The sequence below is a fragment of the Bradyrhizobium sp. CB1717 genome, from assembly GCF_029714325.1.
Classification (GTDB): Bacteria; Pseudomonadota; Alphaproteobacteria; order Rhizobiales; family Xanthobacteraceae; genus Bradyrhizobium.
Genome location: NZ_CP121666.1, coordinates 7,769,180 through 7,783,249, shown reverse-complemented (window position 1 = coordinate 7,783,249; position 14,070 = coordinate 7,769,180). Strand labels below are relative to the sequence as shown.

General features: G+C 59.4%; 10 protein-coding genes. 5 read left to right on the top strand and 5 right to left on the bottom strand.

The window, feature by feature from the left end; translation table 11 throughout:
- The first annotated feature begins 31 nt into the window (after positions 1–31).
- Positions 32–2,665 (top strand): CehA/McbA family metallohydrolase, encoded by a 2,634-nt coding sequence (locus tag QA649_RS36165; RefSeq protein ID WP_283021363.1) that lies wholly within the window; start codon positions 32–34, stop codon positions 2,663–2,665.
- 160 nt (positions 2,666–2,825) lie between these two features.
- Here QA649_RS36165 and QA649_RS36160 read toward each other — a convergent pair whose 3' ends face one another.
- Entirely contained in the window at positions 2,826–3,917 is a 1,092-nt protein-coding gene (locus QA649_RS36160) for a LacI family DNA-binding transcriptional regulator (protein WP_283021362.1), read from the bottom strand.
- A 261-nt stretch (positions 3,918–4,178) separates the two neighbouring features.
- Between QA649_RS36160 and QA649_RS36155 the strand changes: the two genes are divergently transcribed.
- From QA649_RS36155 to QA649_RS36140, 4 genes are all read left to right on the top strand, one after another.
- Positions 4,179–5,381, top strand: coding sequence for a CoA transferase (locus tag QA649_RS36155; RefSeq protein ID WP_100233380.1), 1,203 nt, complete (start codon positions 4,179–4,181; stop codon positions 5,379–5,381).
- A 248-nt stretch (positions 5,382–5,629) separates the two neighbouring features.
- A complete protein-coding gene (locus QA649_RS36150; protein ID WP_283021361.1) occupies positions 5,630–6,781 on the top strand; it encodes a hypothetical protein in 1,152 nt (383 codons plus the stop codon).
- 172 nt (positions 6,782–6,953) lie between these two features.
- The gene (locus QA649_RS36145) at positions 6,954–7,883 is read left to right on the top strand and encodes a dihydrodipicolinate synthase family protein (protein WP_283021360.1); all 930 of its coding nucleotides are present in this window, start codon (positions 6,954–6,956) and stop codon (positions 7,881–7,883) included.
- A gap of 9 nt (positions 7,884–7,892) precedes the next feature.
- A complete protein-coding gene (locus QA649_RS36140) occupies positions 7,893–9,359 on the top strand; it encodes an NAD-dependent succinate-semialdehyde dehydrogenase (protein WP_283021359.1) in 1,467 nt (488 codons plus the stop codon).
- Between the two features lie 183 nt (positions 9,360–9,542).
- On the opposite strand, the gene QA649_RS36135 is transcribed toward QA649_RS36140, so the two are convergent.
- Genes QA649_RS36135 through QA649_RS36120 form a run of 4 tightly spaced genes read right to left on the bottom strand, consistent with a single transcriptional unit; the run spans position 9,543 to position 13,233 of the window.
- Positions 9,543–10,052 (bottom strand): hypothetical protein, encoded by a 510-nt coding sequence (locus tag QA649_RS36135; RefSeq protein ID WP_283021358.1) that lies wholly within the window; start codon positions 10,050–10,052, stop codon positions 9,543–9,545.
- A 17-nt stretch (positions 10,053–10,069) separates the two neighbouring features.
- A complete protein-coding gene (locus QA649_RS36130) occupies positions 10,070–10,972 on the bottom strand; it encodes an NAD(P)-dependent oxidoreductase (RefSeq protein WP_157329676.1) in 903 nt (300 codons plus the stop codon).
- A gap of 3 nt (positions 10,973–10,975) precedes the next feature.
- Positions 10,976–11,656 (bottom strand): HAD hydrolase-like protein, encoded by a 681-nt coding sequence (locus tag QA649_RS36125; RefSeq protein WP_283021357.1) that lies wholly within the window; start codon positions 11,654–11,656, stop codon positions 10,976–10,978.
- Positions 11,653–13,233, bottom strand: a complete 1,581-nt coding sequence (locus QA649_RS36120) for a hypothetical protein (protein WP_283021356.1) — start codon at positions 13,231–13,233, stop codon at positions 11,653–11,655. Before QA649_RS36120 ends, QA649_RS36125 begins: the two co-directional genes overlap by 4 nt.
- Between the last annotated feature and the right edge of the window lie 837 nt (positions 13,234–14,070).

Genomic DNA, 14,070 nt, shown 5'->3' with positions numbered 1-14,070 from the left:
GCACTGAGTTGCTGAAACTGGAGTCCGAAGCATGAAAACACCTTCATCGCCGCACTTCACGCCTGTGGACTTGAACCGACATTTCAACGCCAGCCGCGCAAAAGCCGAAGGGTTCGGCGCTCGCCCGGGTGACACTGGCTGGATCGATTCGCTTCGCGGGCTCCAGACCCATCGTGGCATGCCCTTTCTCTTCGCCAGCGAAACGGGGCCGGATGTGCTGGAGCTGCGCCCCGGGGCCCCTCCTGCCGTAATTGCGTTGCCGCGGGCAATGGCGAGCTATGTGCTGTTCGTGCAAGTGGCGGCAGACCGCCCCGGTACAAGCCCCGAGGGTTTTGGAGAGATCGGCCCGGCTACGCTGCCTGTGGAAGGCAATCTACTTGGCGACCGGATCGCGACATACGGGCTCCGCTACGCCGACGGGACCGAGACCGAAGTGCCGGTGCTGCGCCGCTTCGCGATCCAGCAGAACCACATCTCCTGGAGTGCGAGTGCGTTCGCCGCCCTGCCGCTACGCGCGCCCATCGTGCATGCAAGCACCGGCGAAGACTTTGTACTCGGCAGAGCGCCGGGGGCGAGCTTCTTTCAGGGCGAGGCCCGCACCCAATCGGGACGCATGGATCGACAGGGTGAGAACCTGTGGCTTTACGCGCTCCCGAATCCCTATCCGGACAAGGAGCTTTCGGCGCTAACCTTGCGCGCGGAACAGGAAATCTCGCTCGTGTTCGCGGTGACCACGACAAAGCTCACCCAGCACCCGCTGCGCCTCCAGGGCCGTTGCAAGCTGAAGGTGAGGCTGCCGCCCGGGGTTCATCTCAACAAGCTTGGCGAGCTCGATGTCGACGATCGAGGCGAGCAGATCGGCATGGACCTCGGCACGGTCATCTCGGCCCGCGCAGTGCTCGAGTACTCCAGGGCGGATTGGCTGGGCGCCAAAGGTGATGTGCAGCCCGTGCGCTCCGCCAGCGAAGTCATCGTCGAGTACTCCGCGCATCCGGACGCAAGGCTCTATCTGCGCTCCGAGGATGGCCGCTTGCACATGTACGATCTTCGATCGTTGGAAGATGGCGGTAACGCAGGCGGCGCCTCGCTCACCGTGGCGACAGTCGAACCGGCCACAAGGCCGGTCAAGATTCGCATCGTGGAGAAGGGCAGCGGCGTGCGCGTTGCCGCGCGGCTGCATGTCCACGGTGCGCACGGAGAGTATCTGCCACCCAAGGGACATCACCGCAAGGTCAATACCGGCAGGTTCGAGGACTTCTCGGGCGAATTTGCCAATGGGCTGAACCAGTACGCCTACGTGGACGGCAGTTGCGAGGCGGACTTGCCGCTCGGGCCCGTGTTCGTAGAGATCTGCAGGGGTTTTGAGGTGCGCCCGCTGCGCACCATCGTCGAAATCACTGCAACGACGGACAATCTCACCTTTGAGCTAGATCGTGTACTGCGCTGGCGCGAACAGGGGTGGGTCAGCTCTGATACGCACGTCCATTTCCTGAGCCCGCAGACGGCGCTGCTTGAGGGCAAAGCGGAGGGTGTCAACGTCGTCAACTTGCTCGCTGCACAGTGGGGCGAGCTATTCACCAACGTCGCCGATTTCGACGGACGCACGACGATCGGGGCAAAGGATTTCGGCGGGGACGGAGAATTCCTGGTTCGGGTCGGCACGGAGAACCGGATGCAGGTTCTGGGGCACATATCGCTGCTCGGTTACGAAGGTGAGATGATCAATCCGCTCTCTTGCGGCGGATCCAACGAAGCTGCGATCGGCCATGTTCTGGAAGCGACCATGGCCGACTGGGCGGAGCGCTGCCGTCAGCAAGGGGGACTGGTCGTAATGCCGCATGCGCCGAACCCGCAGGCGGAACGTGCGGCCGACATTGTGCTCGGCCTTGTCGACGCCATCGAAATGATGTCGTTCAACCCGCGGACGGCGCAGATCAGCGCATTTGGTCTTGCCGACTGGTATCGCTACCTCAACATCGGATACCATCTGCCGCTGGTAGCCGGCTCCGACAAGATGGACGCGGCCGCACTCCTCGGGGGCTCGCGGACCTATGTGCGGCTGGGCGAACGCGACTTCACGTATCGCAACTGGATGGATGCCGTACGCAGCGGGGACACGTTCATCACGGTCGGACCTCTGGTTGAGATGACCGTTGAAGGACGTCGCCCTGGAGGCACGGTCGCCCTTCCCCGTTCAGGCGGCACCCTCACGATCGACTGGCGGATCGAATCGGTCAGCGTTCCGCCGGCGCGGGTGGAACTCATATGTAACGGCACGGTCCTCGAGGAGGTTCGATGCGGGGGCTTGTCGTGCAAGGGGCAGCTCTCCCTGTCCATCAGCGAGTCATGTTGGATCGCAGTGCGGGTTCGGGGCAGTGTCGCCGGCCGCGAGGCCGACATTGCGGCGCACACCAGTGCGGTATATGTCAAAGTAGGCGGTATGCCCATCTTTGCCACCGCGGATGCAGTGTCTGTCCTTGCGCAAATCGAGGGATCGATCGCCTATATGGACACGCTCGCTCCCAAGTCCGACGAAGCCCGACACTCGCGGCTGCGAGCTGCCCTGGAACTTGCGCATCATCGCTTGCATCATAGACTGCACGAACTGGGCGCCAGCCACCACCACGCGCCCGTTCACTCCGTCCACGTTGAACGCGAGCATTGAGAAGCCTCTTGTGCACCGACGGTCGGCAGGGGGCGCGTCGTATGGTCAGCCAACTCTACTTACGTTTGATTAGTGAAATGGGACGAGCAGCTTGCGTCACCGGGTCCTCGGATGGGAAGGCCAGGATACGGTCCTGAAATAGTTATCACCCGCGGCCCGATCAATGATCTCGACTGCGCCCGCGGCGGGCGGGACGGACGCTGGGCCGCGGCGGGGCGCTCGATGACCGCATGACCAGCCGGTAGGGCAACACGACGCTTCTCGGGACAGGACTTCCGGCAATGGCATTGATGAGATAATCGGCGGCTCCCCGGCCGATTTCTGCTGCCGGAACACTGACTGTCGTGAGCGGCGGGTCCATTTGCGCCGCCAGCTCCACGTCGTCAAATCCTGTGATGGAAAGCGTGGCCGGTACGGCCAGCCCCATTTTGCGAGCCTCTGCCATTGCACCGATGGCAAGCGTGTCGGTGGTGCAGATTACTGCGGTCGTGTCCGGATGATCGGTGAGGAGTTGACGAAGGGCACTACGGCCCTGAGCCAGCGAATAATCGGCCTTGACGGTCTGGGTTGGCTTGAGCGGGAGACCGGCGTCCGAGAGCGCGCGCTGAATTCCCTCGAGCCTGGCGCGGGATCGGTCATTTGACGCAGCAACAACGTTGGCAATCGCGCCAAAACGGACGTGTCCAAGCCTTAGCAGATACTCCGTCATCTCGCGGGTGGCGCTTTCATTGTCGATCCCGATCGCGGGGATACCGCCGCCGGCCTTGGCAACGTAGGTGGTGATGACGGGTACGCCTGCCTGTTCGATCAGGCTCCTCAGCTCCCGTCCGTGGGAAGCTCCGACCAGCACGATTCCATCGATGCCGCGTTCAATGAGACTTTGCAGTTCCTGAAATTCACGCCGCTGGTCATATTGCGAATTCGCAATGAACAGCGTGTAGCCGCTTTCGCTAAGGCGGTTCTGGAGCGCTTCCACGCCTTCTGCAAAGATACCGAGCGCCAGCGTCGGAACGATGACGCCGACGGTCCGCATACGTCCCGATTTCAATGCTCTGGCTGCGCTATCGCGCGTGTAGGCCAGGTCATTGATATGCCGCATGACCCTGTCGCGAAGCTCCGGCCGGACGATATCGGGATGATTAAGCACGCGCGACACCGTCGCAGGCGATACATTCGCCTTCCGGGCAACGTCCTCGATCTTCACGCGCGGCTGCTGGCGGCCTTTTGGCGCGATTACAGGTTTCTTGTCCATTTGCGTTAGCTACCAGGAGAAGGAGAGGGTCTCCCCTCAAAAGGGTTAAACCATCACGAGCGCCACCTTCTCAAGCCCTGTATGCGGGCCATCGGGGCTATTTCTCGCCCTCTCATGCGCAGATGGAGCGGGACGAAGCGAATCTCATTCGAAAGGGGTTGATTCGCTTGACTCTGGTTCTTGGTCAGCCTAACCCTGAAATCGATTTCAGAAATCGAGAGCAAAGCAGCTCGATCTCAGGTAAACCGAAAGCAGGAATGTATGGTCGATCTCTTGAAGGGCATTCGTGTCCTCAGCCTCAATCACTTTCTGATGGGTCCGGTCGGCGTGCAGTTTCTTGCCGACCTCGGTGCGGACGTGATCGCCGTGGAACCGCCCGGAGGGGCCTTTCAGAGGAAATGGGGAGGGGCGGACAAGCGGGTTGATGGCCAGTCGATGTTGCTTCTGACGGGAAACCGCAACAAGCGCAGCCTCACGCTCGATCTGAAAAAACCCGAAGCCGTGGCCATCGCCAAGCAACTGATCGCGCAATCGGATGTGATCGCAGAGAACTTCCGCCCGGGTGTGCTCGACAAGCTTGGTCTCGGGTACGATGATGCAAGGAAGATCAATCCGCAGATCATCTATGCCGCTGCCTCCGGCTACGGTCCTGACGGGCCCTACGTCGATCGCCCAGGCCAGGATCTCTTGATCCAGGCGTTATCAGGACTTGCGATGATCACAGGAAGCCGCGAGCAGGGGCCGCGGGCTGTCGGCGTTTCCGCCATCGATCATCACGGCGCCGCCTTGTTTGCGGCGGGGATCCTGGCTGCCCTGGTGAGGAAGGCGCGGACGGGGCAGGGCTGCCGCGTCGATGTTAGCCTGCTGTCGGCTGCGCTCGACCTGCAGATGGAATCTTTTACCTGCTACCTGAACGGCCAAAGGCCTGACGACGTCCGTCAGCCGGGCCCCGTGGCCGGCTGGTACTACGGCGCGCCTTACGGCATCTATGCGACGCGCGATGGACACATTGCGATCTCTTTGGGATCGCTGGAGGCGCTCTCAGACGCGCTTGGCCTTCCGGCCGATCAGCGAATTCCTGACGAGGAGGCGTATCGCCGGCGGGACGAGGCCTCAGCCATGATTGCCGCCAACGTCGCTAAACGCTCAACCACGGAATGCATCGTCCTGTTCGAGGCGCGTGGAATTTGGCACGCTGCGGTGAACGATTATGCCGACGTCGTTGCGGATCCGCAGATCGCGCACAACAAAAATTTCCAGGTCGTGACCGGCGCGACCGGAACTCCCATCACCCTTGTCAGCCATCCCGTCCGCTACGACGGCGAGCAGCCGGACGTGCGTTTGCCGCCGCAAAAGCTCGGTGCTCAAACGGAAGAGATTCTGAAGGAGCTGGGCTATGACGCCAGGAAATTGAAGCATCTTTACGATATTGGCGCCATCGGCGCTGCGGTCTCGCATCAATAAACGAACAAAGAGACCTTTCGAAAGTAACACGCTTACGTCAGGAGGGGCATGGTGATCGGCATAAACTTGCGCGCGGCTCTCCTTTCGGTGCTGCTGATGAGACGTGCTCCTCGGCAGCGATGCAACCAAGCAGGCTTGGAAGTCTCGTGAACACTGACCGTTCACGCCAGCCCAGGACTGTTCGTAGAGAACTTCAAGTTGCCGCCAGGCCAAAGCCGCGCGGCGAGTTTTATGTTGGACCAGAAGCCATGTCGGAAAACCAATATCTGCCCGCGCGCGAGCGTATGCTGAAGCGCATTGCAGAGACCAGGGACGCTGCACGCTCGGGCTTGCCGCATTGGGCCAGTGCTGCCGACGGAAAATGGACGTTTACGCCCGATGGTGATTGGACCGGCGGGGCATTTGTCGGTGAGCTTTGGCTCGCGCATCTCGCTGATCCCAGGCAGTTCCCAATCGAAGACGCGCGTGCTGCGCTAGACCGAATGTTGCCGCGTGCCGAGCGCCTGACGGCCTTCAAGGGTTTCGGCTTCTATCATGCTGGGGCCCTGGCCAGCATCCTGTTCAAGGAAGAAAACGCGCGCGCGGTGGCTCTGACAGCTGCTAGGTCGCTTCGTGATATGTTCGATCCGCACCTCGGACTGATACCGTTGGGCAGCGATGCCGAGGAGGCGAACGCAGTCGGAGCCGCCGAGAGCAGCATCGACTCGCTCCAGGCGACAGGCCTGCTCTATTGGGCCGCGGAGGAGCTTTCCGATGCTCGGATGGAGGAGGTCGCCAATGCACATATGCGGCGTGTCCTCGAGATCCACGTACGGCAGGACAATTCAGTCATCCAGTCTTCCACCCTTGATCCACGCACCGGCCAGGTGCTCAGAACGCACACGCACAAGGGATATAGCGATATCAGCACCTGGGGCCGGGCGCAGGGATGGGCGATGCTCTACACCGCTCACGCCGCCATGGTCCGTCCGGAGGAACCGCTGTGGCGCGACTATGCCGTACGCCTTCTCGACTGGTGGATCGACCATGTCCCTGCGGATCTCATTGCCTTCTGGGATTTCGACGATCCGGCGATCCCCAACACCAGCAGGGATACTGCGGCCACTTCTATCGCTGCTGCCGCAGCGCTGCGCCTCGCATCCGCACTTCGTCCTGAGCGCGGCGCCAAATATCGGGCATTTGCAGAGCGCACAGTTACTCAGCTGATCTCGAAATTTCTGACACCGACTGCTCCCGATGATCCGCGCCCGCCTGGAATGCTCACCGGCGGCTGCTTCACCCGAAAGGCGATCGTGCGCGATATCGATGCGGCCCAGAACGTCGAGCTGATCTTCGGAAGCTACTTCCTGTTTGAATGCCTTGCCATCCTGACGGATCTGGTGCCGCCTGGCTGGATCTAATGAGGAGGCGCTAAAGGCTTCCAACGCGAGCAAGCCTCAAACCAATCTGTTTGTGACGCCAGGCCAGTCAATCTGTCCAAAAAGTGCGACGGCATCGGCTCCTCCTTGGATGTTCGCGATGGGCTGATCGAGTTCGACAGCAACTGACTGCCTCCTGTCTGGAAACCTCTACATGAGAAATGCGAAAACTCCCATCTATCGCGGCTTGTTCCCGGTCGCTCCGACGCCGTTTACGGACTCTGGAGATCTCGATCTCGAAGGGCAGCGACGCGTTCTCGATTGCATGATTGATCAAGGTGTGGACGGGATCTGCATTCTGGCGAACTATTCCGAGCAGTTCCTGCTGTCCGATCAGGAACGTGACATTCTGGTCGAACTCTGTCTTTCCCATGTCGCGGGCCGCAAGCCAGTCATGGTGACCTGCAGCCATTTCAGCACCCAGATTGCAGTGCAACGCGCCCGCTATGCGGCTGAACGTGGGGCAAGCCTCCTCATGCTGATGCCGCCTTATCATGGTGCAAGCCTCAAGGCGGATGAAGGCGCTATGATCGACCATTTCGGCCGAGTCGCAGACGCAGCCGGGATCCCAATCATGGTCCAGGACGCGCCGCTCTCCGGCGTGACATTGACGGTCCCGTTTCTCGTCCGGCTCGCTTGCGAGGTGCCGCTCGCCAGATATTTCAAGATCGAGGTGCCGTTTGCGGCTGCCAAGCTGCGCAGTCTGATCGAGCTCGGCGGTGAGGTCATCATTGGTCCTTTTGACGGGGAGGAAGCCATCACCATGATGGCAGACCTCGATGCCGGTGCGATCGGAACAATGTCAAGCGCGCTATTGCCCGATCTGCTCCGCCCAGTGCTCGATCATCATAAAGCGGGCTGCAGGCAGGAAGCCGCTCTTGCGTATGCAAGGGTGCTGCCGCTCATCAATTTCGAAAACCGCCAGTGCGGTCTGCGCGCGGCCAAGAGCGTGATGGCTGAAGGTGGCGTGATCAAATGCGAAACCGTGCGGCATCCGCTCGAGCAGATCCATCCCGCGACGAGAGCCGGACTGATCGAGCTTGCGCGTGAGCTCAATCCGCTGGCTCTTCGCTGGGCACATTGAGGTGAGGGCATGAAGCGCAAGGAGCAAGCGACCCAGGCAGAACCTGTTTACCCCAAGATTAGGATGTTCATTGCCGGCGAATGGACAGAAGGGGAGGCAGATCGCTCCGAAAAGATCCTCAACCCCGCGACCGGACAGCCAATTGGCGAAACTCCTTATGCGTCACACGGCGATCTCGATCGTGCGATCATGGCCGCTAAGGAGGGCTTCGAGATTTGGCGAAAGGTTCCGGCCTTTGACCGATACAGGACGATGCGCAAGGCCGCCGATCTCATACGCTCGCGCGCAACCGACATCGCATCGATCATGACGCTCGAACAGGGTAAGCCGCTCAGCGAGTCGAGTGCTGAAGCGCTCCTTGCTGCCGATATCATCGACTGGCTGGCCGAGGAAGGGCGGCGCGCTTATGGGCGGATCGTGCCGGCGCGCTTTGCCAATATCGCCCAGCTCGTGACCAAGGAGCCGGTCGGGCCGGTTGCGGCATTTACGCCGTGGAATTTTCCGATCAACCAGGCCGTACGGAAGATCTCCGCCAGCCTTGCAGCGGGCTGCTCCATCATCGTCAAGGGACCTGAAGAAACGCCAGCGAGCTGCATGGAGCTGGTGCGTAGTTTCGTGGATGCGGGCTTGCCGGCGGGTGTGATCAATCTCGTCTTCGGGGTGCCATCCGAAGTCTCAGATTATCTCATACGCCATCCTATCGTCCGGAAAGTCTCCTTCACCGGTTCGACCGTGGTCGGAAAGCATCTCGCAGCCCTTGCCGGCGCCCATATGAAGCGCGCCACCATGGAGCTCGGCGGGCATGCGCCTGCCATCGTTTTCCCGGATGCCGACATCGAGAAAGCCGCAAGAATCTTATCGGCGAACAAGTTCCGCAATGCGGGCCAAGTCTGCGTCTCGCCGACGCGGTTTCTGGTGCATGAGAGTATCTATGAAGATTTCGTCAAGAGGTTCGTTGCCGAGGCCAGCGCGATCAAGGTTGGCAATGGCCTTGAAAGAGACAGCCGGATGGGGCCGCTCGCCAATTCGCGGCGGGTCGACGCAATGGAGAGCTTTGTCGCGGACGCTCTCGATTGCGGCGCCCAGTTGTGCACCGGCGGCAAGCGTATCGGCGATGCGGGATACTTCTTTGAGCCGACCGTCCTGACCGATGTTCCACCTCAAGCTCGCATCATGAATGAAGAGCCGTTCGGCCCCGTCGCCCCGATTGCGCGGTTTGAAACCTATGACGAGGTCGTCACGGAGGCCAATCGACTGCCTTACGGGCTCGCCGCCTACGCCTACACGCGATCCGCCGCAACGATGGCCGCGATCGGGGCCGATCTTCAATGCGGCATGGTGTCGATCAATCATCATGGGCTTGGGCTTCCCGAAGTGCCCTTCGGAGGAACGAAGGAATCCGGCTTCGGTTCAGAAGGTGGCCTCGAGGCAATCGAGAGCTATCTGAACACCAAATTTGTGAGCCAAGCGAGCTAGACTCGGAATCCAAATTCCAAACCGGAGCAGAACGACCTCGTTAGTGCGGCCGGATTGCCTCAAGCGCGCCGCTCTTCTCCGCTGGCAGACCGGTATGTCTGCCTTCTCCCCAGACTTCAGCCGCTGTCGGTGCAACCCGGCAGCGGTTCTTTTTCTTTGCTGGACTGACACCTTATTGTTCATTCAGGCGGGAGCAGAAGTAAGATACTTTGGCCGGCAAATCAGCGCGGACGGATAACAGCTGTGTGTGCCAAAGCCCTCAAACCTCCGCGCCAATGATAGCCCGCGAGCACCACGAATATTGGGGCGGCCCAGCATGACCACGCCTGGAAGTTCCCGGCGAGGACCCATCTCGCGCGCATAAGCGCACAGATGCGGAGCAGGAAGATCGTGGAGAACCGACAGGTCCATTTCCAGTAGACCCGGTTCGACCGCATCACCAAAGGCCATATCGATAACGATACGGGCCTTAGCGGTATCGACCAATGCGTCGGCGCTGATCCGCAGGCCGCCATACTCGGATTTCTCGCGAATGCGATTGACCTTGACGCTGTTTGGATCGAACTCCATCCCATCGTTATAAGAAACGCCGCTGTCTTCTTTGAAGATGCGGACCATCTCGCCGTGATCATCGGTCTCGATGCCGAGGGATTCGAGGGGACACCACGGGGTGGTGGAAAAAATGGCCCGCATGGAGTCATACGAAGCGTTTATGGCCGGGCCAAATGTGGTAGGGTCAGTTCACCTTTGCCTGCGACAACCGAGAGCTTGAATTCATGGGCGGCAGCATCCAGGACCGGCACGGAAACGGCACTCTCGCGCGCTAGGCGCACAGCACATTCGATGTCCTTTGCAGCATTTGCAATCGAGATTGCCAGTGCATCTGGTTTCTCTCCCAGCAAAAAGGCGGCGAAGGCTTGGAATATTCCGCTGTTCGTAGAGCCCCGACTGACCAAAGAGCGTAGCGTTACAAGATCTATCTGAAGACCATCCGCGAATTGGCAGACCTCGGCGGCGACCGCAGCTATGCCCATAGTCATGCTGTTGTAAACAAGCTTGAGCTTGTGGCCGTGTCCGACATCTCCAACATGCATAATCGTCTCGCAAAACGCAGCAAGAATGCGTTCGGCGACTGGAAAGAGTGTTGCATCCGATCCAACCATCGCATTGAGAAGGCCGAGCTCTGCTTGCTCGGGGCTTCGTGTTACTGGAGCATCAATAAAGCTTAGACCTCGTCTTTGCGCCGTTTTCGCCAACGCAATGGTCGATGCGGGATACGAGGTCGTACAATCAATTATCAAACCTCCTCGGCACATGTGATCAAACAGTCCGTCGTGATCGAGGCACACCGTCTCAACTTCGCGGCTGGACGGTAAGGACAACACCACCACACTTACATGCTGCGCCAACTCAGCGATCGACGTATGCTCGCGGGCCCCTGCACCTGTCAGGCGATCAGCACCGAAGCGGTTCTTGTTGACTTTGATGTGGAGTTCGCGTTGCTGACGCAGCAGGCTGATGCCTATACCTGTTCCCATGCGCCCCGCTCCGATAAGCCCTACGCTCTGCTTGATCAGTCTGGGAGCCGCGCTTGCTGATGGTCCCTTGCTCATGACTTAGCATTCCGAAAAGTAGCCACGGCTTTGCAGGATGGGCAGCAGCTCGTGATGGTTGTTGATCGTGTAATCTGGACGCGCGGCTTGCAGGCGCGAGGTCGAAACAAATCCTCCGGTAATGGATATGCTTGTCAGACCGAGATTACGTGCAATATCAGTCTCCACGGGCATATCGCCGATGATGAAGGTTGATGCGGGCTTCAGGTCGTAGCTTTGCATATAAAGCCGAAGTCGCTCTCCTTTGCTCATCGATTTGTATTGCGTGGCGCGGCTTTCAAAAGCGAGCACATCGGTGATGTAGTGATCTACTCCAAGCCTCCTCAGCTGGGACTGTAGAGGCGCGACTATGTGGTTGCTGAGGATGATGAGTAGAGCGGATTGTCGTCGCGCTATCTCGAGCACTCTGCGCGCCCCCTCACGTAGATCGGCCTTGTCCGCAAGAGGCTCGTATAAGTCGTGAAACAGTGCGCCATCGTCACGCTCCACTGCCCCAATCTCTTCGCGCGACATTCCAAGGCTAAGGTAGAGACGAGAGAGGGGAACATCACAACGATCTCGAAAGGTCTTTATATCGATGCTCGGACGACCAAAGCGGTCCAGAATGACATTGGTCGTTTCGAGCAGCGCGTACGTGTCATCGAGCAGTGTTCCGTTCCAGTCAAATACGAGCGCGGGCTTCATGATCCTGACCTCAGACGGGGATTGACGGGAAGAGCCGCCAGCAACGCTGCCAAGTTTCTGGCCGCGCGCTGCCGTCCAGCGGGGGTGGGCATCTCCAACGTGAAGGGGGACAAATCGATGCCCTCTAGCCTGTTGGCCAATATGGATACTAGGGCGCGGAAAGGCAGATAAGTTATTGTTGCTGCTTGGATCGCCGTCGCAATGTTGCTTTCAATGAGTCTGAGGGCTGGCGGGTCCATCCTGTGAAAGCGAAGGCACTGGGCGCGCAGTTCGGGCGGCAACCGCTTCAATGCCTGCCAGAATGCGAGCTCATCTAGCGTATCAATACCCATGCCGTAGTAGTTTGGAGCAACTATAGGCGGCGAACCAATCGCCCAATGTACGGCCTTGGCTCCAGCAGCAAGGAGCATCGTTGTGACGGCTTGGCTGGTATCGCCTCGAATGAGGGCCTCGTCGACAACTATTATCGTCCGCTTAGCGACGGCAGGTTCCGACACTCGATACTTCTGAGCAATGCGAGATTGCCGGGCCCTGGGTTTGCCCAGGAGCGTTCGCTCAGGAAATTGCGTTGCCACTGCGTCACGACGCTCGGCTAGCACGCCCTGTTCGGCGAGAGAGTCAAACAGACCGTCGGCGTACGGCCCCCCAGTATTTGGCATGGAGGACACGATTGGCGGCATCAAGAATGGCTCTGCTTGAACTCGCTCCGCAACAAATCTCCCCAAGGCGAGCCCGATGTTGTAACGGGTCTGGCGATGTGAATGGCCTTCGACCGATGTGTTCGGACTTCCCAAATAGAGAGTCTCGTAGGCGCAGAGTTTGGCCTTACATCCTCGGCTGTTCAGGGGGTGGTCAACGCTGCCGCCCGTCTTAGCATCCACGCGCTGTATGCTCCCAGGCGAGAGCTGCTGGATCTTACCTTCCAAGCCAGCGAAGGCACAAGTTTCAGAAGCAAAGAGCAACAATCCATCGTTTGTCCGCATAGTCTCCAATGGTCGCAAGCCGCTTCGATTGCGGTATGCAACAAGATCTCCGTTCTTATCTAGCAAAAGCGCGGTAATGGCACCATCGATACGATCATCAAGCTCGCGAAAGATAGCTTCGTAGTCTGCGGGCAAGCCGTGACGCCAATATTCATGTTCGCAAGATCGTTCAATCCACCTCAGCAAGAGCTCGGTGTCTGTGTTGGGAGCTATCAGTTGGCCCTGAGCCCGTAATTCGCTCCTGAGTTCACGGGCGTTCACCAAGGCGCCATCCAGAGAAATTGCAAAATGGCGACTAGGAATTGACGGCACATCGCCGTCACCCCCAGTTCCATGGGATCTGCTACGGATCTGCGCGATTGCGACATGAGGCCGAAGGCGCGGCTCCTGTTCGATGCAGTCAATGCGCACTGAATTGTCGTTCGATTGAAACGCCCTTCCGCATCGGATCCCACGCTCTTGCATGAAGGCGGAGACCACGACACCTGCTTGCCCACGGAGCGCAAGTGTCGGAATCATTTTCTTTAGCTGATCAACAACGCGCGGCGATGGTTCGCTTGAAGCGCAGAGAAATGCACCGGCGACACCGGACATATAAGTCACCTACTTGTTAAGGAGCCGATCTGGCGGGCCGCCTCGCATGGCAAATCTGCCTATGAAGGCGAAACTTCGGTTCATCCTTAGCAAGCGTTGTACCAGTGCTCTGAGTATACAGGCTGGCATTTCTGGAGCGAGGAGAATTGGAAGACGAGGCATTCTAGCCACTCAGTGCGTCTTGTGCGTCGTTCAGGCCCTCACACGGTGTTCAAGATGCGACGACAGTGTGCGAAAAGCGCCACGGCAAGCCACCAAAGCGGGTCTTTACGGGCTCTAAGCAGGCCAGATAGCGGCGACCTGGTATTTTCGAATTTTGCGAGCAAGAGTCGGCAGATGATGCAGCGCGAGTGCATTGCGCGGTTGCCGAGACGACCCCGCCGGGTCTGGATGGACGAAGTGCGCCCGTCCGTGTGCGGGACCGAGCAACGAATGGACTCAAGCTAACCTGCGTTCTTTGGCCAAGTCACATTTGATGCCGCTGTCCGCACGGGTCCGAACACGGCATGAACGGAATAGGGTCTGCCTCGCTGCGACAACCGGTCGAGCCGCAACGCTTGCGCTGCTCTCAGTGACGCTTCAAAGGCGAGGAGAGGCTCTATGCTTGATCCAGTCAACCTCACGCGACGTGACGTTATCAGCCATCGCCGAGCCTTGCCCGGTGGGCGCGCGGGGTCACTCGCATGGCTCTGCATCGACAAATCCAACCAGAGCGTGGCCGCTCAAACAATGGCAGCGGCCGGGTGAGCGATCACCTTGCCGAAAACAGCCTTCGCTGTGGCCTGTGCCACGTGCGCGTTCTGTGAGAATACAAGCGTCCTCATGTCTGAACCGCCT